Origin of the sequence: Pseudomonas sp. NPDC087804, from assembly GCF_044742965.1 — a bacterium.
Classification (GTDB): Bacteria; Pseudomonadota; Gammaproteobacteria; order Pseudomonadales; family Pseudomonadaceae; genus Aquipseudomonas; species Aquipseudomonas rustica.
This window is the reverse complement of record NZ_JBIUVN010000001.1, coordinates 1,266,241-1,291,601: the sequence shown is the minus strand read 5'-3', so window position 1 is coordinate 1,291,601 and position 25,361 is coordinate 1,266,241. Positions and strand designations below refer to the sequence as shown.

22 protein-coding genes are annotated in these 25,361 nt (G+C 59.7%); 13 read left to right on the top strand and 9 right to left on the bottom strand.

Annotation, left to right across the window (positions count from 1 at the left end):
• Positions 1-2: 2 nt before the first annotated feature.
• The 4 genes from ACIOMO_RS05620 to gloB form a co-directional block, all read right to left on the bottom strand.
• Positions 3-1,844: an extracellular solute-binding protein gene (locus ACIOMO_RS05620; protein WP_401238830.1), complete on the bottom strand. Its 1,842-nt coding sequence runs from the start codon at positions 1,842-1,844 to the stop codon at positions 3-5.
• A complete protein-coding gene (locus ACIOMO_RS05615) occupies positions 1,841-3,673 on the bottom strand; it encodes an extracellular solute-binding protein (protein WP_053119383.1) in 1,833 nt (610 codons plus the stop codon). Before ACIOMO_RS05615 ends, ACIOMO_RS05620 begins: the two co-directional genes overlap by 4 nt.
• Positions 3,674-4,008: 335 nt before the next feature.
• The gene (locus ACIOMO_RS05610) at positions 4,009-5,469 is read right to left on the bottom strand and encodes a LysM peptidoglycan-binding domain-containing protein (RefSeq protein WP_282358147.1); all 1,461 of its coding nucleotides are present in this window, start codon (positions 5,467-5,469) and stop codon (positions 4,009-4,011) included.
• Positions 5,470-5,568: 99 nt separating this feature from the next.
• Positions 5,569-6,336: a hydroxyacylglutathione hydrolase gene (gene gloB, locus ACIOMO_RS05605; protein ID WP_401238825.1), complete on the bottom strand. Its 768-nt coding sequence runs from the start codon at positions 6,334-6,336 to the stop codon at positions 5,569-5,571.
• Between the two features lie 66 nt (positions 6,337-6,402).
• Between gloB and ACIOMO_RS05600 the strand changes: the two genes are divergently transcribed.
• The 5 genes from ACIOMO_RS05600 to ACIOMO_RS05580 all read left to right on the top strand — a co-directional run bounded on the left by ACIOMO_RS05600 (position 6,403) and on the right by ACIOMO_RS05580 (position 11,774).
• Positions 6,403-7,161, top strand: coding sequence for a class I SAM-dependent methyltransferase (locus ACIOMO_RS05600; protein ID WP_053119387.1), 759 nt, complete (start codon positions 6,403-6,405; stop codon positions 7,159-7,161).
• Positions 7,162-7,251: 90 nt separating this feature from the next.
• The gene (gene rnhA, locus ACIOMO_RS05595; RefSeq protein WP_053119389.1) at positions 7,252-7,722 is read left to right on the top strand and encodes a ribonuclease HI; all 471 of its coding nucleotides are present in this window, start codon (positions 7,252-7,254) and stop codon (positions 7,720-7,722) included.
• 219 nt (positions 7,723-7,941) lie between these two features.
• Positions 7,942-8,700 carry a DNA polymerase III subunit epsilon gene (gene dnaQ, locus ACIOMO_RS05590; RefSeq protein ID WP_159815519.1) on the top strand — a complete coding sequence of 253 codons (759 nt, stop codon included), beginning with the start codon at positions 7,942-7,944 and terminating at the stop codon, positions 8,698-8,700.
• 189 nt (positions 8,701-8,889) lie between these two features.
• The gene (locus ACIOMO_RS05585) at positions 8,890-11,145 is read left to right on the top strand and encodes an Orn/Lys/Arg decarboxylase N-terminal domain-containing protein (protein ID WP_401238821.1); all 2,256 of its coding nucleotides are present in this window, start codon (positions 8,890-8,892) and stop codon (positions 11,143-11,145) included.
• A 14-nt stretch (positions 11,146-11,159) separates the two neighbouring features.
• A complete protein-coding gene (locus ACIOMO_RS05580; protein ID WP_053119395.1) occupies positions 11,160-11,774 on the top strand; it encodes a GNAT family N-acetyltransferase in 615 nt (204 codons plus the stop codon).
• Here the strand turns inward: ACIOMO_RS05580 and ACIOMO_RS05575 are convergent.
• From ACIOMO_RS05575 to ACIOMO_RS05565, 3 genes are all read right to left on the bottom strand, one after another.
• Positions 11,740-12,633 (bottom strand): LysR substrate-binding domain-containing protein, encoded by an 894-nt coding sequence (locus ACIOMO_RS05575; RefSeq protein ID WP_401238817.1) that lies wholly within the window; start codon positions 12,631-12,633, stop codon positions 11,740-11,742. The genes ACIOMO_RS05580 and ACIOMO_RS05575 overlap by 35 nt on opposite strands.
• Before the next feature lie 84 nt (positions 12,634-12,717).
• On the bottom strand, positions 12,718-12,948 hold the full coding sequence (locus ACIOMO_RS05570) for a hypothetical protein (protein ID WP_053119399.1): 231 nt from the start codon (positions 12,946-12,948) through the stop codon (positions 12,718-12,720).
• Between the two features lie 4 nt (positions 12,949-12,952).
• A complete protein-coding gene (locus ACIOMO_RS05565) occupies positions 12,953-13,117 on the bottom strand; it encodes a hypothetical protein (RefSeq protein WP_401238814.1) in 165 nt (54 codons plus the stop codon).
• Positions 13,118-13,129: 12 nt separating this feature from the next.
• On the opposite strand from ACIOMO_RS05565, the gene ACIOMO_RS05560 reads away from it, so the two are divergent.
• Positions 13,130-13,687 carry an NADPH-dependent FMN reductase gene (locus tag ACIOMO_RS05560; RefSeq protein ID WP_053119401.1) on the top strand — a complete coding sequence of 186 codons (558 nt, stop codon included), beginning with the start codon at positions 13,130-13,132 and terminating at the stop codon, positions 13,685-13,687.
• Positions 13,688-13,877: 190 nt separating this feature from the next.
• Positions 13,878-15,161 carry an arsenic transporter gene (locus ACIOMO_RS05555; RefSeq protein WP_282358151.1) on the top strand — a complete coding sequence of 428 codons (1,284 nt, stop codon included), beginning with the start codon at positions 13,878-13,880 and terminating at the stop codon, positions 15,159-15,161.
• 78 nt (positions 15,162-15,239) lie between these two features.
• Here the strand turns inward: ACIOMO_RS05555 and ACIOMO_RS05550 are convergent, their stop codons facing one another.
• Positions 15,240-16,190, bottom strand: coding sequence for a DUF1853 family protein (locus ACIOMO_RS05550; protein WP_401238809.1), 951 nt, complete (start codon positions 16,188-16,190; stop codon positions 15,240-15,242).
• Between the two features lie 115 nt (positions 16,191-16,305).
• Between ACIOMO_RS05550 and ACIOMO_RS05545 the strand changes: the two genes are divergently transcribed.
• The 6 genes from ACIOMO_RS05545 to pepN are packed head-to-tail and all read left to right on the top strand — an operon-like array spanning position 16,306 to position 22,822.
• The gene (locus tag ACIOMO_RS05545) at positions 16,306-17,196 is read left to right on the top strand and encodes an NAD(+) kinase (protein WP_003224174.1); all 891 of its coding nucleotides are present in this window, start codon (positions 16,306-16,308) and stop codon (positions 17,194-17,196) included.
• Positions 17,196-18,167 carry a metallophosphoesterase gene (locus ACIOMO_RS05540; RefSeq protein ID WP_053119407.1) on the top strand — a complete coding sequence of 324 codons (972 nt, stop codon included), beginning with the start codon at positions 17,196-17,198 and terminating at the stop codon, positions 18,165-18,167. The genes ACIOMO_RS05545 and ACIOMO_RS05540 overlap by 1 nt, the downstream gene beginning before the upstream one ends.
• Entirely contained in the window at positions 18,164-19,033 is an 870-nt protein-coding gene (locus tag ACIOMO_RS05535) for a rhomboid family intramembrane serine protease (protein ID WP_401238806.1), read from the top strand. The genes ACIOMO_RS05540 and ACIOMO_RS05535 overlap by 4 nt, the downstream gene beginning before the upstream one ends.
• 33 nt (positions 19,034-19,066) lie before the next feature.
• Positions 19,067-19,327: a YeaC family protein gene (locus tag ACIOMO_RS05530; protein WP_007919229.1), complete on the top strand. Its 261-nt coding sequence runs from the start codon at positions 19,067-19,069 to the stop codon at positions 19,325-19,327.
• Positions 19,324-20,154, top strand: coding sequence for a DUF2797 domain-containing protein (locus ACIOMO_RS05525; protein ID WP_053119411.1), 831 nt, complete (start codon positions 19,324-19,326; stop codon positions 20,152-20,154). The genes ACIOMO_RS05530 and ACIOMO_RS05525 overlap by 4 nt, the downstream gene beginning before the upstream one ends.
• Positions 20,155-20,164: 10 nt before the next feature.
• A complete protein-coding gene (gene pepN / locus ACIOMO_RS05520) occupies positions 20,165-22,822 on the top strand; it encodes an aminopeptidase N (protein ID WP_401238803.1) in 2,658 nt (885 codons plus the stop codon).
• 243 nt (positions 22,823-23,065) lie between these two features.
• Here pepN and katG read toward each other — a convergent pair whose 3' ends face one another.
• Positions 23,066-25,339 carry a catalase/peroxidase HPI gene (gene katG / locus ACIOMO_RS05515; protein ID WP_401238800.1) on the bottom strand — a complete coding sequence of 758 codons (2,274 nt, stop codon included), beginning with the start codon at positions 25,337-25,339 and terminating at the stop codon, positions 23,066-23,068.
• Between the last annotated feature and the right edge of the window lie 22 nt (positions 25,340-25,361).

Sequence of the window (25,361 nt, the reverse complement as noted above, 5' to 3'; positions counted from 1 at the left end):
GATTACTCCGTGCCCGCAGGGTCGGCTTGCAGTTTGGTTTCGACTTCTACCGCCGGTTTAGCGTCAGGCTTGACCCACCAGGTGTTGATGCCGATGTCGTACTTGGGTGAGACCTTCGGATGGCCGATGTGATTCCAGTACGCCACGCGCCAGGTCTTGATGTGCCAGTTGGGCACCACGTAGTAGCCCCACTGCAACACGCGATCCAGCGCGCGGGCGTGGGCCACCAGGCTTTTGCGCGAGTCGGCATTGATCAGGTTCTCGACCAGTTGATCGACGATCGGATCCTTCAGGCCCATGGTGTTGCGGCTGCTGGCCTTGTCGGCAGCGGCGCTCATCCAGAATTCGCGCTGCTCGTTACCCGGCGAATTGGATTGCGGGAAGCTGCCGACGATCATGTCGAAGTCCCGCGAGCGCACGCGGTTGATGTACTGCGAAACGTCGACGCGGCGGATCACCAGTTCGATGCCGAGGTCGCTGAGGTTGCGCTTGAACGGCAGCAACACGCGTTCGAATTCGGTTTGGGCGAGGAGGAATTCGATGACCACCGGTTTGCCGGTGGCGTCGACCATTTTGTCGTCGACGATCTTCCAGCCGGCCTCTTGCAGCAGTTGATAGGCCTCGCGCTGGTGATTGCGGATCATGCCGCTGGCGTCGGTCTTCGGGTTGTCGAAGGCTTCGCTGAACACCTGCGCCGGGAGCTTGTTGCGGAACGGGTCGAGGATCGCCAGTTGATCGGCGTCGGGCAGGCCGGTGGCGGCCATTTCCGAGTTTTCGAAATAGCTGCGGGTGCGGAAGTAGGCACCGTTGAACAGTTGTTTATTGGTCCATTCGAAATCGAACAGCAAACCGAGCGCCTGGCGCACCCGTATGTCCTGGAACACCGGACGGCGCAGGTTGTAGACGAAACCCTGCATGCCGGTCGGGTTGCTGTTGGGGATCAATTCCTTGATCAAACGGCCCTCGGTGACGGCCGGGATGTTGTAAGCGTTGGCCCAGTTTTTCGCGGTCATCTCCAGCCAGAAATCGAACTGCCCGGCCTTTAACGCTTCGACGGCGACGGTGTTGTCGCGGTAGTAATCGCTGGTCATTGTGTCGAAATTGTAGAAGCCACGGTTGACCGGCAGATCCTTGCCCCAGTAATCCTTGACCCGCTCGTACCGAATCGAACGGCCGGCCTTCACTTCGGCAACCTTGTACGGGCCGCTGCCGAGCGGAATTTCCAGATTGCCCTTGCTGAAATCGCGATCGGTCCACCAGTGTTTTGGCAGCACCGGCAACTGGCCGAGAATCAGCGGCAACTCGCGATTATTGTTGTGCTTGAACTTGAACAGCACTTTCAGCGGGTCTTCGGCGATGACTTCGGACACGTCGCTGTAGTAGCCGCGATACATCGGCGAGCCTTCCTTGGTCAGCGTGTTGAAGCTGAACACCACGTCGTCGGCGCGCACTGGATGACCGTCGTGGAAACGTGCTTCGGGGCGCAGGTAGAACCGCACCCAGCTGTTGTCCGGGGCCTTTTCGATCTTGCCGGCGATCAGGCCATATTCGGTGAACGGCTCGTCGAGGCTGTGCTTGGTCAGGGTGTCGTAGATCTGCCCGATGTCATCGGCCGGCACGCCTTTGCTGATAAACGGGTTGAGGCTGTCGAAGCCACCAAAACCGGCCTGACGGAATACGCCGCCCTTGGGCGCGTCGGGATTCACGTAATCGAAATGCTTGAAATCGGCAGGGTATTTCGGCGGCTCGTTGTACAGGGTCACGGCGTGTTGCGGGGCGGCCAAGGCCAGCCCGGCGAACAGCAAGCCGCTGGCCTGGACGAGCAGGGCGCGGATGGGTTTCATCGATCTTTCTCCGAAGACTTCAGCCACCACGCGCTCAGGCCCAGGGTGTAGGGCGGCGTGGTGACGAAGGCCAACCGGTTGCGGTAGGCCAGGCGGTGATAATTCAGGTACCAGTTGGGAATGCTGTAGTGCTGCCAGAGCAGCACGCGGTCGAGCGCCTTGCCGGCGGCGACCTGTTCATCGCGGGTGCGCGCGGCGAGCAATTGTTCGAGCAGGTGATCGACCACCGGGTTGGCAATGCCCGCGTAATTTTTGCTGCCCTTGACCCCGACCTGACTGGAATGGAAGTACTGCCACTGCTCAAGGCCCGGGCTGAGGGTCTGGTTGAGCGTCATCAGGATCATGTCGAAATCGAACTGATCGAGGCGCTGTTTGTACTGCGCGCGATCAACCGTGCGCAGGCGCGCGTCGATGCCGATGCTGTTTAGGTTCTCAATGTACGGCTGGAGGATGCGTTCCAGATTCGGGTTGACCAGCAGCAGTTCGAAACGCAGCGGCTGGCCGTCGGCGTTTTGCAGGCGCTGGCCGTTGAGCTTCCAGCCGGCCTCGGCGAGCAGGGCCAGCGCTTTGCGCATGGTCTCGCGAGGAATGCCGCGGCCGTCGGTTTGCGGCAACGTGAACGGCTCGGTGAACAGCTTGGCCGGCAGTTGCTCCTTGTACGGCTTGAGCATCAGCCATTCGTGCCCGACCGGCAGGCCGCTGGCGCTGAATTCGCTGTTCGGGTAGTAACTGGTGGTGCGCTTGTAGGCATCGCTGAACAGCGCGCGGTTGGTCCACTCGAAGTCGAACATCAGCCCCAGCGCTTCGCGGGTTTTGACGTCGGCGAACGTGGCGCGGCGGGTGTTCATGAACAGGCCCTGACTCTGGGTCGGGATCTGGTGCGGGATCTGCGCCTTGATCACGTCGCCGCGGCGGATGGCCGGGAAGTTGTAGCCGTTGGCCCAGTTCTTCGCCTGATGCTCGATGTAGATGTCGAACTCGCCGGCCTTGAACGCTTCGAAGGCGACATCGCTGTCGCGGTAGAACTCGACTTCCATGCGATCGAAGTTGTACTTGCCGCGGTTGACCGCCAAGTCCTTGCCCCAGTAATCCTTGACCCGCTCGAAGATCAACTGCCGACCCGGCGTCACCGAGGTGATGCGATACGGGCCGCTGCCCAGCGGCGGTTCGAAGGTGGTGGCTTTGAAGTCGCGGTCTTTCCAGTAGTGCTGCGGCAGCACCGGCAATTCCCCGAGGCGCAGGATCAACAGCGGATTGCCCGAGCGTTTGAGCACGAAGCGAATGCGCTGCGGATTGAGGATGTCGACGCGCAGCACTTCCTGAAGGGCGGTGCGGTACAGCGGATGACCTTCCTTGAGCAGCAAGCGGTAGGAGAACGCCACGTCGTAAGCGGTGATCGGCGTGCCGTCGTGGAAACGTGCCTCGGGGCGCAGATTGAACACCACCCAGCTGCGATCTTCGCTGTATTCCACCGATTGCGCGATCAAGCCATAGCTTGACGCCGGCTCGTCACCGGAAGGCGAATACTGGCCAGTGCCGACCATCAGCGGCTCGTTCAGCTCATTGATGCCGTACTGGAGGAAATTCGGCGTGGTGACGGGGCTAGTGCCCTTGAAGGTGTACGGGTTGACCGTATCGAAGGTGCCGAACGCCATCACCCGCAACGTACCGCCCTTGGGCGCTTGCGGGTTGACCCAGTCGAAGTGGGTAAATCTGGCCGGGTACTTGAGCGTGCCGAACTGCGCATAACCGTGACTTTCGGTAATCGTCGCGCTTGCGGTTGAGCTCAAGGCCAGGCTGATCAGGAGCAGGAGGAGGGGACGCTTCAAGTCAGATCTGATCCAGGCGGCTTGGGCTTTGTGGGCCGTACAGTAACAGCTTGTCTGGACAGGAAAAAGATCGCGGGTTAATGGGGGGTTAATCCGCTTGCCTGACAGCCCCTCACCCTAGCCCTCTCCCGGAGGGAGAGGGGACTGACCGAGGTGTTTGCGGGAGGTACGCCGACTTGCGATACCGAGCCGAACTCAAATTCTGAATAGCCCCCAATCGGCTCCCTTTCCCCTCTACCCTTTGGGGGAGAGGGCTGGGGTGAGGGGGATGGATCTCAAGAACACCAAAAAAACCGAACCAAAAAAAAGCCCCCGAAATTTCAGGGGCTCTTCTATCAGTGCGGCTGATAAACCGTAAGCATCTGCCCCGGCTTCAAAGCCTTGCTCGCACCCGGATTCCAGCGCTTGAGATGCTGCATCTCAACATTGAAACGCTTGGCCACCACGTACAAAGTGTCGCCGCGCTTAACCTTGTACTGGGTCTGCTGCTTGCTATCGCCTTTTTTGCTCTTGCTGTTGGCCGCAATCACCGTGTTGACCCGGCCAGAGCTGCGGCTCTTGGTTGGTTTGCTCGTGTCGCGCATCACCAGGGTCTGACCAACCTTGAGGTTTTTGCCGGTCAGCTTGTTCCAGCGTTGCAGATCCTTCACTTCAACCTTGTTGGCCTTGGCGATGGAGCCGAGGTTGTCGCCACGCTTGACGCGGTAGGCGCGTTTCAGCTTCGCCACTTCCGTCGGATCAGCGCCTTCAAACACCGGCTTCAACGACCGTTTACTGATCAACTCGTCCGGCGACATGGTCTGCAGGCTGGTGGTCAGCAATTGCGCCTTCGACGTCGGCACCAGCAAATGCTGGGGGCCGTCGACGGTGATGCGCTGTTTGTAAGCAGGGTTGAGCTGGAACAGTTCGTCTTCGTCGATGTTGGCCACTTCAGCGACTTTGGACAGATCCATGCGCTGATTGATTTCGACGACCTGGAAGTACGGTTCGTTGGCGATCGGGTTGAGGTTGACCCCGTACGCTTCCGGCGACTGCACCACTTGCGACAGCGCCAGCAACTTCGGCACGTAGGCCTGGGTTTCGGACGGCAGCGGCAGGTTCCAGTAGTCGGTTGGCAAACCGAGTTTCTCGTTACGTTCGATGGCGCGGCTGACCGTGCCTTCACCGGCGTTATACGCGGCGAGCGCCAGCAACCAGTCACCGTTGAACATGTCGTGCAGACGGGTCAGGTAATCGAGTGCGGCGGTGGTCGAGGCGGTGATGTCGCGACGACCATCGTAGAAGCGGGTCTGGCGCAGGTTGAAGTAACGCCCGGTGGACGGAATGAATTGCCACAGGCCAACCGCATCGGCACGGGAGTAGGCCATCGGGTTGTAGGCACTTTCAATCACTGGCAGCAGCGCCAGTTCCAGCGGCATGTTGCGTTCTTCGAGGCGTTCGACGATGTAATGAATGTAGAGACTGCCGCGATCGCCGGCGTTCTCAAGGAATGAAGGATTGCTGGCGAACCACAGGCGCTGTTGCTCGATGCGCGGGTTCACGCCCAGGCCTTCCTGCAACTGGAAGCCCTCGCGCATGCGCTCCCAGACGTCCTGAGGAATCTGTGGAGTGGGCTTTTCGCTGAGCCAGATCGGCTTCTGCTTGGCTCGCGCAGCAATGTTCGGCGTATGGGTCGCTTCAGTCTGCGGAGCATGGCTGGAACAGCCCGCCAGCGTGGCGGACACAGCCACCGCGATGGCTTGCGCCAAGCGGGTCAATGCGTCTGAATTGACGGACTTACGTATGGATGACGACATTGGCTGGAAGTAAGTTCCGGGCAAAAATGTCGGGCGATTCTAGAAAGCGCACCCCCTGCGGTCAACCATTGAGAATTTTTGTACCAAGCAGACCAGTGCTTAGAACTTATCTTTCCAAGCCCGCAGAGCCGCAAAAACCTCACTCGGCGCCCGGTTTTGAGCGCCTGCCCGTTCGTCCACTTTTTGTTTAACTAATGTTTCACCGGTGCGTAAAAACGGATTTGTGAGCTTTTCCAGTGCCAAAGTTGACGGCAGGGTCATCACGCCGTTTTGCCGTTGTTGGGTAACTTTTTCCAGACGGGCGGCAATATCGGCATTGGTCGGTTCGACCGCTGCGGCGAATTTGAGATTGCTCAGGGTGTATTCGTGGGTGCAATAGACGAGGGTGTCTTCGGGCAGTGCGGCGAGACGGCTGAGCGAGTGGTGCATCTGATCGGGCGTACCCTCGAACAGGCGACCGCAACCCGCGGCAAACAGAGTGTCGCCGCAGAACAGCAGACCGTGGTGATAATAAGCAATGTGTCCCAAGGTGTGACCGGGCACCGCATAGACATCAAAGTCCCAGCCGAGCACGCTGGCGGTGTCGTTGTCGTTCAGCGCCACGTCGCGCGCCGGGATATTTTCGCTGGCCGGGCCATAAACAGTGGCGCCGCTGATGTGTTTCAGACGTTCGACGCCGCCAACATGGTCATGATGATGGTGAGTGATCAAAATATCGCTCAAGACCCAGTCCGGATGTGCATCAAGCCACGCCTCGACGGGCGCGGCATCACCCGGGTCGACCACGGCGCAACGTTGGCTGCGGTGATCTTGTAACAACCAGATGTAGTTATCGGTGAACGCGGGCAGGGCACTGATCTGTATCATCGTCGGAATTCGCCAAGCGGGAAACATTGGCGCATCTTAGTAGTTCCTGGCGCTTTGGAGAATGCGATGAGTGATAAAGCGTTCGCACAGGCTGATCCTGACTGGCTCGCACTGATCGGTGCCGCCCGTGAATGGCTGTCCGGCCCGCTCGGGCAATTTCTGCTCGATGAAGAGCGGCGCATGCTCGAAGACGAGCTCGGCCGGTTCTTTGGCGGTTATCTGGTGCATTACGGCCCGTCCGCTGAAACGCCACCGTCGGCGCCGCAAGTGCAGCGCAACGTGCGCCTTGGCGCGCCGCTGCCGGGTGTCGAGATTGTCTGCGAAGAGCAAGCCTGGCCGTTGAGCGAACACGCGGCGGATGTGGTGGTGATGCAGCACGGTCTGGATTTCTGCCTGTCGCCCCACGGATTGCTGCGCGAAGCGGCGAGCAGCGTGCGCCCCGGTGGCCATTTGCTGATCATCGGCATCAACCCGTGGAGCACGTGGGGGCTGCGACATGTTTTCGCCCACGACGCCTTGCGTCAGGCGCGCTGCATCTCGCCATCGCGGGTCGCCGACTGGCTCAACCTGCTGGGCTTCGCGCTGGAGAAACGCCGCTTCGGGTGCTATCGTCCGCCGCTCGCGTCAGCCAAGTGGCAGGGCCGTCTGGCCGGCTGGGAACGCAAGGCCGGTGACTGGCAATTGTCGGGCGGCGGCTTCTATTTATTGGTCGCGCGCAAGATCGTGGTGGGCCTGCGGCCGTTGCGGCAGGAACGTCGTGAACCGATGGGCAAGCTGATTCCGCTGCCGATGGCCAAGGTCAATCGCCGCCGTATCGAACCGTAAACCTTCTTTTAATTGTGGCCGGGTTTGTCCCGGCCTTGGTCATTGTCGATCCGTGATCGGCAAGGCACGTATTTTTCTGGATAGAGTGGCATGAGCGAAAGCGTTGAAAGCGTCGACACCGTAGAACTGTTCACTGACGGCGCCTGCAAAGGCAATCCCGGCCCGGGCGGCTGGGGCGCCTTGCTGGTGTGCAAGGGCGTTGAAAAGGAACTGTGGGGCGGCGAAGCCAATACCACCAACAACCGCATGGAATTGCTCGGCGCCATTCGTGGCCTCGAAGCTTTGAAGCGTCCGTGCGAAGTGCTGCTGGTGACCGACTCGCAATACGTGATGAAGGGCATCAACGAGTGGATGGCCAACTGGAAAAAGCGCGGCTGGAAAACGGCGGCGAAAGAACCGGTGAAAAACGCTGATTTGTGGAAAGAGCTCGACGAGCAGGTCAACCGCCACACCGTCAAATGGAAGTGGGTGCGTGGGCACATCGGCCATCACGGTAACGAACGGGCTGACCAGTTGGCTAACCGTGGGGTGGACGAGGTTCGCGGGTACAAGCAGAGCTGATTTCTTCCGTTGTATCGTGGTGTGGCCATTCGCGAGCAGGCTCGCTCCCACAGGAAAATGCATTCCAGATCTGATCTGTACCTTCCTTGAATTGGAATGCATTCCAATGTGGGAGCGAGCCTGCTCGCGAAGGGCACGCCACGGTCTGCCTGAAACCCCCCGCCGAGCGTGTTAACATCCGCGTTTTTGCACGATTGACCCGTTGAGAGCTGAGCACTGATGGCCACCAGATCCGTTGTACTCGATACCGAAACCACCGGCATGCCGGTGACCGATGGTCACCGGATTATCGAAATCGGTTGTGTCGAACTGATCGGTCGGCGCCTGACGGGCCGGCATTTCCACGTCTATCTGCAACCGGATCGCGAGAGTGACGAAGGCGCGATTGGCGTTCACGGCATCACCAACGAATTCCTCGTCGGCAAGCCGCGTTTCAATGAGGTCGCCGACGAGTTCTTCGAGTTCATCAAAGGCGCGCAGCTGATCATCCATAACGCGGCGTTCGACGTTGGCTTCATCAACAACGAATTCGCCTTGATGGGCGCGAAGGATCGCGCTGACATCACGCAGCACTGCTCGATCCTCGACACCCTGATGATGGCCCGGGAACGTCACCCGGGACAGCGCAACAGCCTCGACGCCTTGTGCAAACGTTACGGCGTCGACAACTCCGGTCGTGAACTGCACGGCGCGTTGCTCGACTCGGAGATTCTTGCCGACGTCTACCTGACCATGACCGGCGGCCAGACCAGTCTGTCGCTGGCGGGCAATGCTTCTGACGGTAACGGATCGGGCGAGGGCGCGGACAACTCTGCCACCGAGATTCGTCGGTTGCCGGTAGATCGCCAGCCTGCGCGGATTATTCGTGCGACTGAGGATGAATTGGCGGCGCATCTGGTGCGGTTGGAGATTATCGCCAAGTCGGCGGGTGGGCCGGCGATGTGGACACAGATTGCTGAGGCTGACGCGCAGGTTTAAAAGATCAAAGGATCGCAGCCTTCGGCAGCTCCTACAGGGAACGCATTCTCATGTAGGAGCTGCCGAAGGCTGCGATCTTTTGCTTTTACAGGCATGAAGCCAACTGGCCACCCTCGCCACATTCGCTGCAACCCTCTACCCTGAGTGCATTGGCAGATTCATTTCTGCCGCCTCAGGACACTGAGCCCCATGTACAAAGATTTGAAGTTTCCGGTGTTGATCGTCCATCGCGACATCAAGGCCGACACGGTCGCCGGTGACCGCATCCGTGGCATCGCCCGGGAACTGGAGCAGGAAGGTTTCAGCATCGTCTCTGCCACCGACTACACGGAAGGGCGTCTGGTCGCGTCGACCCATCATGGCCTCGCGTGCATGCTGATTGCCGCCGAGGATGCCTCAACCAACTCGCATCTGTTGCAGAACATGGCTGAACTCATTGGCCTTGCGCGGGTGCGCGCCCCGGATCTGCCGATCTTTGCCCTGGGCGAACAGGTCACCCTGGAAAACGCCCCGGCCGATGCCATGGCCGAGCTCAATCAACTGCGCGGCATTCTCTATTTGTTCGAAGACACCGTGCCGTTTCTCGCCCGGCAAGTGGCGCGGGCGGCGCGCAAGTATCTGGATGGTTTGCTGCCGCCGTTTTTCAAAGCACTGGTGCAGCACACCGCCGACTCAAATTATTCGTGGCACACCCCCGGTCATGGCGGGGGCGTGGCCTATCACAAGAGTCCGGTAGGGCAGGCGTTCCACCAGTTTTTCGGGGAGAACACGCTGCGTTCCGACTTGTCGGTGTCCGTGCCGGAACTCGGCTCACTGCTCGATCACACCGGCCCGCTCGCTGAAGCCGAAGCCCGTGCGGCGCGCAATTTCGGCGCCGATCACACCTTTTTCGTGATCAATGGCACCTCGACCGCCAACAAGATTGTCTGGCACTCGATGGTCGCTCGCGATGATTTGGTCTTGGTTGATCGCAACTGCCACAAGTCGGTGCTGCACGCGATCATCATGACCGGCGCAATTCCGTTGTATCTGTGTCCGGAGCGCAATGAACTGGGGATCATCGGCCCGATCCCGCTGAGTGAATTCAGTCGCGAATCGATTCAAGCCAAGATCGATGCGAGCCCGCTGACCAAGGGTCGCGCGCCAAAAGTCAAACTGGCGGTGGTCACCAACTCGACCTACGACGGCCTCTGCTACAACGCCGAACTGATCAAGCAAAAACTCGGTAACAGCGTCGAAGTCCTGCATTTCGACGAGGCCTGGTACGCCTACGCGGCGTTCCACGAATTCTTTGCCGGACGTTACGGTATGGCCACCTCACGCAGCGACGACAGTCCGCTGGTGTTCACCACCCATTCCACGCACAAACTGCTCGCGGCATTCAGTCAGGCCTCGATGATTCATGTGCAGGACGGCGGTGCGCGGCAGCTGGATCGTGACCGTTTCAACGAAGCGTTCATGATGCACATCTCGACCTCGCCGCAGTACAGCATCATCGCTTCGCTGGACGTGGCGTCGGCGATGATGGAGGGCCCGGCCGGACGTTCGTTGTTGCAGGAAACTTTTGATGAAGCGCTGAGCTTCCGTCGTGCGCTGGCGAATCTGCGTCAGCACATTGCTGCGGATGACTGGTGGTTTTCGATCTGGCAGCCGCCCGGCGTCGAAGGTATTGACCGCGTGCAGACCGAAGACTGGTTGCTGAAACCCGATGCCGACTGGCACGGTTTCGGCGATGTCAGCGACGATTATGTGTTGCTTGACCCTATCAAAGTGACCCTGGTGATGCCGGGCCTCAATGCGGGCGGTGCGTTAAGCGAGAAAGGCATTCCGGCGGCCGTGGTCAGCAAATTCCTCTGGGAACGTGGACTGGTCGTCGAGAAAACCGGCCTGTATTCGTTTCTGGTGTTGTTCTCGATGGGCATCACCAAAGGTAAATGGAGCACGCTGCTCACCGAGCTGCTGGAATTCAAGCGCAGTTACGACGCCAATGTGCGCCTCGATACTTGCCTGCCTTGCGTAGCGTTGGAAGACACCGCGCGTTATCGCGGCATGGGCCTGCGCGACCTCTGTGATCAACTGCACGCCTGCTACCGCAGCAACGCCACGGCCAAACACCTGAAACGCATGTACACCGTGCTCCCCGAAATCGCCATGAAACCGGCTCACGCCTACGATCATCTGGTGCGCGGCGAAGTCGAGGCGGTGCCGATCGATGAATTGGAAGGAAGGATTGCCGCCGTGATGCTGGTGCCGTATCCCCCGGGAATTCCGCTTATCATGCCCGGCGAACGCTTTACTGAATCGACGCGTTCGATCATTGATTACCTGAAATTTGCTCGCACGTTCGATAGCAGCTTCCCCGGTTTTGTCGCGGATGTGCATGGATTGCAGCATGAAGACGAGGGCAATGGGCGGCAATACACCGTCGATTGTGTGAAGGAATGAGGACTTTTCCCAGTATGCAACCGGCCGTGAATCCAAAATACCCAGGCCTGTCGGTGCGTGTCGCCGACGAAGGTTTTGCGCCCTATATCTGGGGTAGCGACTTCAGTTTTGAAGTGGCCGCTTACGGCGCGGCGGTGATTGGTCAGCCTGTCGAGCAGTGGCGGGTGACGCCCATCGTGCCGTATCGCAAGTGCTACGGCATCGACCCCGAAGAATTCAGCAGTTTCCGCGATGCGCCGGACAGTGCGATCTTCATGGCGTATCTGGATGACGAGGCGGTGGGCCATTTGGTGATCAGCACCAACTGGAACGGTTTCGCCCACATTGACGAATTGGCGGTGCACGCGCCGGCGCGTCGGCACGGCGTGGCCAAAGCGTTGCTGGATGTCGCGCAATTCTGGAGTCGCAAAAAGAAGCTGCCGGGGATCATGCTCGAAACGCAAAACAACAACCTCGGTGCTTGCCGGTTGTATGAGCGTTGCGGCTATGTGATTGGCGGTGTCGACGAGTTGCGCTATCGAGGTATTGATCCGAACACTGCCGAAGTGGCGCTGTTCTGGTATCGACTGTTTGATAATCCGCTGGAAAACCCGCTCAGCTCGACAGCATCGCCTCGGCTTGTTCCGTGACAATCGCCAGTAAGGTCTGAATTGCCGCTGAGGGCGCGGTGTGTTTGAAGGTCAGCGCGTAGAGGCTGATCGGCACCGCTGGCGACAGTGGGCAGACATCGAGCCCGCCGGCGCGCGCACCGAGGGCGGTGAACGGGTCGACGATGGCCAGGCCTTCGCCGGCCTCGACCATGCTGCGCATCATCTGATGGGTTTGCACGCGAGTCTGGATGCTCGGCGCTGGGCGCAAGGCCTCGAGTTTGTTTTCCAGTGCCGGGCTCAGCGGATCCTGACCGTCGAGGCCGACCATCGCCTGCCCCGCCAAATCCTGTAGAGAAATGTATTTCTGCTTCGGCTGCAGCCAACCGTGGGGCGCGAGCAGTTGCAGTTTGCCGTGGGCCAGTGGCTGGCAATCAATGTCGGAATGTTCGGGATCGTGCAGGCTCAGGCCCAGATCACTTTCGCGCAGCAACAGGCTGCGGACGATGTCGCGGGTCGGCGCACTGAGCAGGCTGCACGGTGCATCGGGCAGGCGTCGGCGCATGGCGGCAAGACTTTGCGGTAATAGATGTTGGGAGAGCGGCGGGGTGCCGATGATGCGCAAGGGAGGGGCGAGGTACTGTTTGAGGCTGCTGGCCAGACGCTGAACCGGCTCGAGCGCTGCATAGACGTGGGCGATTTCGACTTGCAGCGCCCGCGCTTCCGGCGTCGATTGCAATCGTCCGCGAACGCTGGCGAACAGCATGAACCCCAACTGACTCTCGGCTTCGCGCAAACGCTCTTCGACCTCGGTCACTGGCAACTGCAGCCATTCGGCGGCGGTGCCCAGGTGACCGGTCTGCAAGAGCGCCTGAATCACTTCGATATGGCGTAAACGCATGCGTGAAGTCCATGTTCAGCAGGTGGGGTCAGTGACTGATCCTAACCCAACTCTGCGCATATGACTTCTGCTCATAACGACGAGTTATGAAGCGACGGTTGGCTCAGGCTCGCGGGTCAGGGTGATACCCGACTGAACCAGTTCGAACGTCTGGTCGTCGATCTTCTTGATGCGATCGCCGATGGCCAGTTTGTAAATCGGCTCCGAGCCAGTGAGACCGTCTGCCGACGGGTTGGATTCCTGGAATTCATGCACGGAATAAACGCGGCCTTCCGCATCTCTTGCATGGAACTGACCGACGAGTACTGCTGCCATCTGTTTAGAACCTCTGGAGATAAAACGCTTGATTTGCGGTTTTAAGACCGCCATCCAGCGCTGTAAGTTTTCCTGCACGAAAAAAATATTCAGCAGCCGGGATTTTTCCCTCGTCTGCTGGTGGAATCGTCACGGGATCATCTATAACTACAGGCTCCTCCACGGACATCGAGAGTCTTCCATGAGCAATGTCTATAACGTCGCCGTCATAGTCGGTAGCCTGCGCAAAGCATCGATCAACCGCAAAGTCGCCCTGGCGCTGGCGGAACTGGCGCCGGCGAACCTGAAACTGAGCATTGTCGAGATTGGCGATCTGCCACTGTATAACGAAGACATCGATGGCGATTCACCGCCGGCAGCCTACAGTACTTTCCGGCAAAAAGTCGGTTCTTCCGACGCGGTGCTGTTTGTTACGCCGGAGTACAACCGCTCGGTGCCGGCACCGTTGAAGAATGCGATCGATGTTGGCTCGCGGCCTTATGGCAAGGCAGTCTGGAGTGGCAAACCGGGCGCGGTGATCAGCGTATCGCCGGGGGCCATTGGCGGTTTCGGCGCGAACCAGCACCTGCGCCAGTCGTTTGTGTTTCTCAATGTGCCTTGCATGCAGCAACCAGAGGCTTATCTGGGCGGTGCGGGGACAGCGTTTGATGAAGCGGGGAAGTTGAGTGAATCGGTGAAACCTTTCCTGCAAAGCTTTATCAATGCTTACGGACAGTTCGTCGAGCAACACAAAAAATAATCCAGCACCTTGGTGAACTCTTTGTGGTGAGGGGATTTATCCCCGATGGGTTGCGAAGCGACCCCCTGCGTTTCTCAGTCAAACCGAGTTCGCAGGTTTTGCGGCTGCTGCGCAGCCGGTCGGGATAAATCCCCTCACCACAGGTATCCTGTCGTCCCCCAAAATCCTCTTTCGAACAAGGCTGTTGCGGATGCTTGCTGCGTCACTGATTTTCCTGCTGACCATTACCCTTGTCATCTGGCAACCCAAAGGCCTCGGCGTCGGCTGGAGTGCGACGCTCGGTGCTGTGCTGGCGTTGATCTTTGGCGTCGTGCACCTCAGCGATATCCCGCTGGTCTGGCAGATCATCTGGAACGCCACCGGCACCTTTGTTGCGCTGATCATCATCAGTCTGCTGCTCGATGAGGCCGGTTTCTTCAATTGGGCTGCGTTGCACGTGGCGCGTTGGGGGCGGGGCAGTGGGCGCAAGCTGTTTGCCTTTATGGTGCTGCTCGGCGCGCTGGTGTCGGCGCTGTTCGCCAATGACGGCGCGGCGCTGATCCTCACGCCAATCGTGATTTCCATGCTGCTGGCGCTGCGCTTTTCCCCGGCTGCGACCCTGGCCTTCGTCATGGGCGCAGGCTTTATCGCCGACACCGCAAGCCTGCCGCTGGTGGTGTCGAACCTGGTCAACATCGTCTCGGCGGACTTCTTCCACATCGGCTTCAACCGCTACGCGGCGGTGATGGTGCCGGTCAACTTCGTCAGCGTCGCGGCGACGTTGGGCATGTTGCTGTGGTTCTTCCGCCGTGACATTCCCAAGGCCTACGACCCCGATCAACTTGAACGCCCCGAAACCGCGATCCACGACAAAGCCACGTTCTATGCGGGTTGGGCGGTGTTGGCGATTCTGTTGATCGGCTGTTTCGCCCTTGAGCCGTTGGGCATTCCGATCAGCGCGATTTCCGCTGTCTGCGCCGCACTGCTGCTGGGCATCGCCGCTCGCGGTCACAAAATCTCTACGCGCAAGGTGATGAAAGAGGCGCCGTGGCAGATCGTGATTTTCTCGCTGGGCATGTATCTGGTGGTCTACGGCTTGCGCAATGCCGGGCTGACAAGCTATCTGGCCGGTTGGCTGGATGTGTTTGCTGGCCACGGCGTGTGGGGCGCGGCGTTGGGCACCGGTGTGCTGACGGCACTGTTGTCGTCGATCATGAATAATTTGCCGACGGTGCTGATTGGTTTGCTGTCGATCGATGCGAGTCAGGCGAGTGGGGTGATCAAGGAAGCGATGATTTACGCCAACGTGATCGGCAGCGACTTGGGGCCGAAGATCACGCCGATTGGCAGTCTGGCGACGTTGCTGTGGCTGCATGTGCTGGAGCGCAAGGGGATTCACATTGGTTGGGGGTATTACTTCAAGGTCGGGATTGTGTTGACGGTGCCGGTGTTGTTGGTGACGTTGGCGGCTTTGGCTGTGCGGCTGTCCATTTGAGATCAAAAGATCGCAGCCTTCGGCAGCTCCTACATGGGTATGCGTACATCTGTAGGAGCTGCCGAAGGCTGCGATCTTTTAGGCCTGCCCCGGCACATTCGGCCAAAGATCCGACACCAGAAACAACCGCTCCGCCTCTTCCCAATCGCCCCGCGCATTCTCGGTCAGGCGCACCAGCAATTGCGCCGGCGCCATCGGTTCCAGCTCCTCCAGCCACGCCTGCAAATGCACTTCGCTCCAGGTCTGATCCGCCGGGTAATGCGCCGGCGCCAGCCACGCGTGACGGGGCAGGGGCTGCCAGCGACCGGCCGGGCGTTGCGCGACGAACGCTGGCCAATCCTTTTGATGCAACCAACTGCCGCGCAGATGCTGCGGGTGCGCGCCGCTTGGCGACTCAGCCTGACCGGGCCACGGATACAGCAGATAGCCGCCCAGCCACAATTGCGCGCTGAACGACTCGATATCCAGCGCCGCCAAGGCCTCACGGCTTTCCGGTCGCGCCGAGATCGGCAACTGATGACCAGCCAGATGCGCCAGTTTGCGATCCAGCCGATCATGACAACCCGGCCCCAGCCATTGCGCCGAATCACGCCCATCGCCCTGTTGCGGGCCGAGGTACAGCTTGATCGCCAATTCCAGGTGATGCACGCCGTCGCGATCACGCAGCAGCATGTCGAGTTCGCCGAGCGTATGACCTTCGCGGCGGATCGGCAGGTTGGCGGCAATCAGCTCGATCCCCGGCGCCTGCGCCACGGCAAATTGCCACAGCCGCTCGTAATACAGGCCCAGACGCCGCGTGCGCGCCTGCGATAACCAATGCAGCAAACCGTAGCTGTCGCGGTCGAGTTGGCGCAGCCAATGTTCGAGGCGATGTGGGTCATCCACCCAGTCGCTGCCCGCCAGCGGATGACGTTGCGGCCACGGCGTGGTGGCGAGCATCGGCGGGGCGAGGATCACCCACGCCAGATCCCGCACTTCCGGATGGCGCAATTGGTGAGGCAACTGGAGCAGGTCGGGAAATAGGATCATCTTGCGAGCATAGCCGTAAACACGAGCGCGTCCTTGAGGCTGAAAGGATTTTGTCTATCTGGCGCTTTCGCCCATAATCCTGTTTTTCGCGTTTTCGATTGTCCGCAGAGGTCCCATGGAGCAATTTCGTAATATCGGCATCATCGGTCGCCTGGGCAGTTCCCAGGTGCTGGATACCGTCCGCCGACTGAAACGGTTTCTGCTCGATCGTCACCTGCATGTGATCCTCGAAGACACCATCGCTGAAGTGCTGCCGGGCCACGGCCTGCAAACCTCGTCGCGCAAGATGCTCGGCGAAGTCTGCGACATGGTCATCGTCGTCGGCGGTGACGGCAGCCTGCTCGGCGCCGCACGTGCGCTGGCCAAACACAATATTCCGGTGCTGGGCATCAACCGTGGCAGCCTCGGCTTCCTCACCGATATTCGCCCGGATGAACTGGAAGTCGAAGTCGCCAAAGTGCTCGACGGCCACTATCTGGTGGAAAACCGCTTCCTGCTGCAGGCCGAAGTGCGCCGTCACGCCGAGGCTATTGGCCAGGGCGACGCGCTCAACGACGTGGTGCTGCACCCCGGCAAATCGACGCGGATGATCGAGTTCGAGCTCTACATCGACGGCCAGTTCGTTTGCAGTCAGAAGGCTGACGGCCTGATCGTCGCGACGCCGACCGGTTCCACGGCTTACGCGCTGTCCGCCGGTGGCCCGATCATGCATCCCAAGCTCGATGCCATTGTGATCGTGCCGATGTACCCCCATATGTTGTCGAGCCGGCCAATTGTGGTCGATGGCAACAGTGAGCTGAAAATCGTCGTGTCGAAAAACATGCAGATTTACCCGCAAGTCTCCTGCGACGGGCAGAACCACTTCACCTGCGCGCCGGGCGACACCATCACCGTCAGCAAGAAAGCACAGAAGCTGCGCCTGATTCATCCGCTCGACCACAACTACTATGAAGTCTGCCGCACCAAGCTCGGCTGGGGCAGCAAGTTGGGTGGTGGAGGCGACTGATGCTCGATCCCGCGCGCAGTTATGACCTGATTGGTGACGTGCACGGATGCGCCCTGACCCTCGAACACTTGCTTGACCGACTCGGTTATCACAAGCAAGGCGGGGTGTGGCGGCATCCATCGCGCATGGCCGTGTTCGTTGGCGACATCATCGACCGTGGCCCGCGCATTCGCGAGGCGCTGCACATCGTCCACGACATGGTCGAGGCCGGGCAGGCCTTGTGCATCATGGGCAACCACGAATTCAACGCACTCGGCTGGAGCACCCCGGCGCCACCGGGCAGCGGCAAGCAGTTCGTGCGCGAGCACACCAAGCGTCATGCGCGGTTGCTCCACGAAACCCTGACGCAGTTCGAAGGTCATCCCGGCGACTGGCACGATTTCCAGCGCTGGTTCTATGAGCTGCCGCTGTTTGTCGACGCCGGACGTTTCCGCGTCGTGCATGCCTGCTGGGATGCCGGCCTGATCGAACCGCTGCGCGCGCTGTTCCCCAATGGCTGCATCGATGAGCATTTCCTCCAGGCATCGGCGGTACCGGATAGCTTCGCCTGCACCGTGTTCGACCGTTTGCTGCGTGGCACCGACATGCGCCTGCCCGATGGTTTGACCATGACCAGCGGCGACGGTCTGGTGCGTTCGTTCTTCCGCACCAAGTTCTGGGAAGACGACCCGAAAACCTATGGCGACATCGTCTTTCAGCCCGATGCCTTGCCGGAACCGGTGGCGCAGACGCCGCTGACCTCCACCGAAAAGAATTCCCTGCTGCGCTACGGCGTCGACGAGCCGTTGCTGTTCGTCGGCCACTACTGGCGCAGCGGCAAACCGGCGCCGATCCGGCCAAACCTCGCGTGTCTGGATTACAGCGCCGTGCTCTACGGCAAACTCGTTGCTTATCGCCTGGATCAGGAAACCTTCCTCGATCCAAATAAATTTGTCTGGGTCGATGTTGAGCGGCCGGAGGTGCTGCAATGAGTTCGGTAGCGGTATTACGTCTGCCTTTAGGCGTGGATCTGAGCGGTTTCGTCAAACTGCTGCAACGCATGCAAGTACCGCATCGCGTCAGTGAAGAGGCGGGCGAGCAAGTGTTGTGGGCGCCGTCGGAAATCAGCGAAGACGTGCGCTCACTGTACGAACGCTTCCCGGCCGGCGATCCCGATCAGCAACTGGACATTCCCGTCGCGCCGACCGTCAAACGCCCGAGCTTCGCCGAACAACTGAAATACGCCAAGGCCACCGGCTTCATTTTGCTGCTGTGCCTGATCGTCGGCGGCCTGACTTACCTCGGTGAAAACCTGCAAACCCTGCGCTGGCTGACCTTCCTCGACTTCCAGGTGGTCGGTGAATACATCCATTTCACGCCGTTGGCCGACAGTCTGGCGGCGGGGCAGTGGTGGCGTCTGGTCACACCGATGCTGATCCACTTCGGCATCCTGCACCTGGCCATGAACGGCATGTGGTATTTGGAACTGGGCCGGCGCATCGAGTCGCGGCAGGGCAGCATCAACCTGATCGGCCTGACGCTGTTGTTCAGCCTGGTCTCAAACTATGCGCAATACATCTGGAGCGGCCCGACGCTGTTCGGCGGCCTCTCTGGCGTGCTGTACGGTTTGCTCGGGCATTGCTGGATCTTCCAGCTGCTGGCGCCGAACCCGGCCTATCGCCTGCCGCGCGGCGTGCTGGTGATGATGCTGGTGTGGTTGCTGGTGTGCATGTCCGGGGTGATCTCGGTCATCGGTTTCGGCGAAATCGCCAACGCCGCCCACGTCGGCGGGTTACTCATCGGATGCTTCACCGGTTTGTTGGGTGGTTTGTATAACCGCCGTAAACTGGCCGCCTGAATTTTTTTGTAGATAAAGAGCACGGAGACCCTGATGTCCTCTTTTAACGACATGATCAACAACATCACCCCGGACATCTACGAGAGCCTGAAACTGGCCGTGGAAATCGGCAAATGGTCGGACGGTGGCAAACTCACCGCCGAGCAGCGCGAGCTGTCGTTGCAGGCGATGATCGCCTGGGAAATCCAGAACCTGCCTGAAGATCAGCGCACCGGTTACATGGGCCCGCAAGAATGTGCATCGAAGTCGATCGAAGTGCCGAACATCCTGTTCAAGTCGGATGCTATCCATTGATCGAGATTGGCCGCGGTGCAATCAGCAAAATGTCGGCGCGCCTCGACGGGCCGAACGTGCAATACGCGTTTCGTCTGGATGACGTCGAGGTGCCGGTCAATCCCATGATCGGCACCACGGTGCGTCTGGAGTACCTGGGGGCGATCCACTGCACCCATTGCGGGCGCAAGACCAAAACCAGTTTCAGTCAGGGCTATTGCTACCCGTGCATGACCAAACTGGCGCAATGCGACCTGTGCATCATGAGCCCGGAGCGTTGCCACTATGACGCCGGCACCTGCCGCGATCCAGCGTGGGGCGAGCAGTTCTGCATGACCGATCACGTTGTGTATTTGTCTAATTCGTCGGGCATCAAGGTGGGCATCACCCGTGCGACGCAACTGCCAACGCGCTGGATCGATCAGGGCGCGTGTCAGGCGTTGCCGATCATGCGCGTGTCGACGCGGCAGCAGTCGGGCTTCGTGGAAGACCTGTTCCGCAGCCAGGTCGCGGACAAAACCAACTGGCGCGCGTTGCTCAAGGGCGATGCGGCAACGGTGGATCTGGCGCAGGTGCGCGATCAGCTGTTTGAAAGCTGCGCCGAAGGCCTGCAAGGTTTGCAGGAGCGATTCGGCCTACAGGCAATTCAGACGATTGCCGATGTAGAACCTCTCGAAATCCGCTATCCGGTCGAGCAATACCCGGCCAAAATCGTCAGCTTCAACCTGGACAAGAACCCGATTGCCGAAGGCACGTTGTTGGGCATCAAAGGCCAGTACCTGATCTTCGATACCGGCGTGATCAATATTCGCAAGTACACGGCTTATCAGCTCGCCGTGCATCAATAAGGACTCCAGCATGCGCACCGAACAACCGAAGATGATTTACCTCAAGGACTATCAGGCGCCCGAGTACCTGATCGACGAAACACACCTGACCTTCGAGTTGTTCGAGGATCACAGCCTGGTGCACGCGCAGTTGGTCATGCGCCGCAACCCGGCGCGTGGCCCGGGCCTGCCGCCACTGGTGCTCGATGGCCAGCAGCTGGAACTGCTCTCGGTGACCCTGGCCGATAAAGAGCTGGGCGCTGCTGACTATCAAGTGTCCGAGAACCATCTCACCCTGCAGCCGACAGCCGAAACCTTCACGGTCGACACCAGCGTCAAGATCCACCCGGAAACCAACACCGCACTGGAAGGCTTGTACAAGTCCGGCACGATGTTCTGCACCCAGTGCGAAGCCGAAGGTTTCCGCAAGATCACTTATTACCTCGACCGCCCGGACGTGATGAGCAAGTTCACCACCACCGTGGTCGCCGAACAGCACAGCTATCCGGTGCTGCTCTCCAACGGCAACCCGATTGCCTCGGGCCCGGGTGAAGACGGCCGGCACTGGGCGACTTGGGAAGACCCGTTCATGAAACCGGCGTACCTGTTCGCGCTGGTGGCCGGTGATTTGTGGTGCGTTGAAGACACTTTCACCACCATGACCGATCGCACCGTCGCGCTGCGCATCTACGTCGAGCCGGAAAACATCGACAAGTGCCAGCACGCGATGAACAGCCTGAAGAAGTCGATGCGCTGGGACGAAGAGGTCTACGGTCGCGAGTACGATCTGGACATCTTCATGATCGTCGCCGTCAACGATTTCAACATGGGCGCGATGGAGAACAAGGGCCTCAACATCTTCAACTCCAGCGCCGTGCTCGCTCGTGCCGAAACCGCGACCGATGCTGCACACCAGCGCGTTGAAGCGATCGTCGCTCACGAATACTTCCACAACTGGTCGGGCAACCGCGTGACCTGCCGCGACTGGTTCCAGTTGTCGCTGAAAGAAGGCTTCACCGTGTTCCGCGATTCCGGCTTCTCCGCCGACATGAACTCGGCCACGGTCAAACGTATTCAGGACGTCGCGTATCTGCGAACCCACCAGTTCGCCGAAGATGCCGGCCCGATGGCCCACGCCGTGCGCCCGGACAGCTTCATCGAGATTTCCAACTTCTACACCCTGACCGTGTACGAAAAGGGCTCGGAAGTGGTCGGCATGATCCACACCCTGCTCGGCGCCGAAGGCTTCCGTAAGGGCAGTGATCTGTACTTTGATCGCCATGATGGCCAAGCCGTAACCTGCGACGACTTCATCAAAGCGATGGAAGATGCCAACGGCGTTGACCTGACCCAGTTCAAACGCTGGTACAGCCAGGCCGGCACACCGCGTCTGGCGGTGAGCGAGTCTTACGACGCCGCCGCGAAAACCTACAGCCTGACCTTCCGCCAGAGCTGCCCGGAAACCCCGGACAAAGTTGAAAAACTGCCGTTCGTGATCCCGGTCGAACTCGGCCTGCTCGACAGCAAGGGCAACGAAATTGCCCTGCGCCTGAGCGGCGAAGCATCGGCGCAAGGCACCACTCGCGTGATCTCGGTGACTGAAGCTGAACAGGCTTTCACCTTCGTCGACATTGCTGAACAGCCACTGCCATCGCTGCTGCGCGGTTTCTCGGCGCCGGTGAAACTGAGTTTCCCGTACAACCGCGATCAGCTGATGTTCCTGATGCAGCACGACAGCGACGGTTTCAACCGCTGGGATGCTGGTCAGCAACTGTCGGTGCAAGTGCTGCAAGAACTGATTGGCCAGCAGCAGAAGGGCGAAAGCCTCAAGCTCGACCCGCGTCTGGTGTCGGCGCTGCGTACCGTGCTGTCGGACGAATCGCTGGATCAGGCGATGGTCGCCGAAATGCTCTCGCTGCCGGGTGAGGCTTACCTCACTGAAATCAGCGAAGTGGCGGATGTTGATGCGATCCATATCGCCCGTGAGTTCGCGCGCAAGCAATTGGCCGAAGGCTTGTTCGAGGCGCTGTGGCTGCGTTATCAGGCCAACCGTGACCTGTCGAAGAAAACCCCGTACGTGGCCGAAGCCGAGCATTTCGCCCGTCGCGCGCTGCAGAACATTGCCCTGTCTTATCTGATGCTCAGCGGCAAGCCGGAAGTATTGGCGGCGGCGCTGGAGCAGTTTGAAAACGCCGACAACATGACCGAGCGCCTGACTGCGCTGGCGGTGTTGGTCAACTCGCCGTTCGAAGAGCAGAAAGCGCTGGCGCTGGCGAGTTTTGCCGAGCACTTCAAGGACAACCCGCTGGTTATGGATCAGTGGTTCAGCGTGCAGGCCGGCAGCACCTTGCCGGGCGGTCTGGAGCGTGTGAAGGCGCTGATGCAGCATCCGGCGTTCAACATCAAAAACCCGAACAAAGTGCGTGCGCTGGTCGGCGCGTTCGCCGGGCAGAACCTGATCAACTTCCATGCGGCGGATGGCTCGGGCTATCGCTTCCTCGCGGATCTGGTGATTGAGCTGAACGGCTTCAACCCACAGATCGCTTCTCGCCAATTGGCACCGCTGACGCGCTGGCGCAAATACGACGATGCGCGCCAGGCGCTGATGAAGGGCGAGCTGGAGCGGATTCGGGCGTCGGGGCAGTTGTCGAGTGATGTGTTTGAGGTGGTGAGCAAAAGCCTGGCGTAACGCCGATCCCTGTAGGAGCTGCCGAAGGCTGCGATCTTTTGATTTTTAACATCAAGGTCAAAAGATCGCAGCCTTCGGCAGCTCCTACAGGGTTTAGATGGCCTGCGCGATAAAATGTGGGAACGGGCTTGCTCCCACATTTTTTTGCGTTCTGTAGGAGCTGACGAGTGAAACGAGGCTGCGATCTTTTGATCTTAATGTTTAAGATCAAAAGATCGCAGCGTGCCGCAGCTCCTACATATTTCAGTTTTTCAGGTCGAAACGGTCGAGGTTAGTGACTTTCGTCCAGGCAGCGACGAAGTCCTTAACAAACTGCTCCTTCGCATCCGAACTGGCATACACCTCAGCCAATGCCCGCAACTGCGCATTGGAACCAAACACCAGATCAACCCTTGTCGCCGTCCACTTCACATTCCCGGTCTTGCGATCGCGTCCTTCAAACTCATCCGCATCCCGCGATGTCGGCTTCCACTCCACGCCCATGTCCAGCAGGTTGGTGAAGAAGTCATTGGTCAGCGCTTCAGTCTGGCTGGTGAAGACGCCATGACGGCTCTGCCCGACGTTGGTGTTCAACACCCGCAAACCACCCAGCAACACGGTCATTTCCGGCGCGGTCAACGTCAACAGTTGCGCCTTGTCGATCAACAGCGCCTCCGCCGATACCGTGTATTTGCCCTTGCTGTAGTTGCGGAAACCATCGGCAATCGGCTCAAGGAAACCAAACGACTCGACGTCGGTTTGCTCCTGCGTGGCATCGGTACGCCCCGGATGGAACGGCACGCTGACCGAGTGACCAGCGTTTTTCGCCGCTTGTTCGATGCCCGCGTTGCCTGCGAGCACGATCAAATCCGCCAGCGAGACTTGCTTGCCGGCTGCGCCGCCATTGAACTGGTTTTGAATCCCTTCAAGGGTGCTCAGCACTTTATCCAGTTGCTCGGGCTGGTTGGCCTGCCAGAACTTCTGCGGTGCCAGACGCAGACGGCCACCGTTGGCGCCACCGCGTTTGTCTGAACCACGGAACGTCGAGAGTGCCGCCCAAGCCGTCGAGACCAGTTGCGAAACCGATAGGCCCGACTCCAGGATTTTGCTTTTCAGTGCTGCGGCGTCGCTGTCGTCGATCAGCGGGTGCGTGACGTCTGGAATCGGATCCTGCCAAAGCAGTTCTTCGCTCGGCAGTTCCGGACCTAGGTAGCGCGACAGCGGGCCCATGTCGCGGTGGATCAGTTTGTACCAGGCGCGGGCGAAGGCGTCGGCCAGTTGCTCAGGATTGGCGAGAAAGCGCCGGGAGATCTGCTCGTAGGCCGGATCGAAACGCAGCGCCAGGTCAGACGTCAGCATGGTCGGCGAAAGTTTTTTGCTCGGGTCATGGGCGTGTGGAACCGTGCCGGCACCGGCGCCGTTTTTCGGGATCCACTGGTGCGCACCGGCGGGGCTTTTACTCAGCTCCCACTCGAAGCCGAACAGGTTTTCCAGATAGTTGTTGCTCCACTTGGTCGGCGTGGTCGTCCAGGTCACTTCGAGGCCGCTGGTGATGGTGTCGGCGCCTTTGCCGGTGCCGAAAGCGTTGCGCCAACCGAGGCCTTGTTCTTCCAATCCAGCCGCTTCCGGTTCCGGCCCGACATTGTCGGCAGGCCCGGCGCCGTGGGTTTTACCGAAAGCGTGACCGCCGGCGATCAACGCCACGGTTTCTTCGTCGTTCATGGCCATGCGGCCGAAGGTTTCGCGGATATCGTGGGCGGAGGCGACGGGATCGGGATTGCCTTCAGGGCCTTCCGGGTTCACGTAGATCAAACCCATCTGCACGGCGGCGAGGGGATTTTCCAGATTGCGTTCACCCTGATCGGTACGGCTTTCCTCTTTACCGTGCAAATCCGGCTCCGCCACGAGCGTGCCGTCACCGGGCTCCTGCATCGGTGCGTTGTCTTTGCCATAGCGACTGTCGCCGCCGAGCCATTCGTGTTCCGAACCCCAGTAAACGTCCTCGTCCGGTTCCCAGACATCGGCGCGGCCACCGGAGTAGCCGAAGGTTTTGAAGCCCATCGATTCCAGCGCGACGTTACCGGTGAGGACAATCAGATCCGCCCAGGAAATATTGCGGCCGTATTTCTGCTTGATCGGCCATAGCAAGCGGCGGGCCTTATCGAGGCTGACGTTGTCTGGCCAGCTGTTGAGCGGGGCAAAACGCTGTTGACCCGAGCCAGCGCCACCACGGCCATCCGCGGTTCGATAGGTGCCAGCGCTGTGCCAGGCCATGCGCACGAAGAGCGGGCCATAGTGGCCGAAGTCTGCCGGCCACCAGTCCTGGGAGTCGGTCATCAGCGCGGTGAGGTCTTGTTTCAGGGCTTGAAAATCGAGGCTATTGAAGGCGCTGGCGTAGTCGAAGTCCTTGCCCAACGGATCGGACTTGGGCGAGTGCTGACTCAGAATTTTCAGGTTGAGTTGATTCGGCCACCAGTCACGGTTCGTCGTACCACCACCGGCGGCGTGGTTGAACGGGCATTTCGATTCGTTTGCCATGTTCGAGTCCTTATCAGGTCTG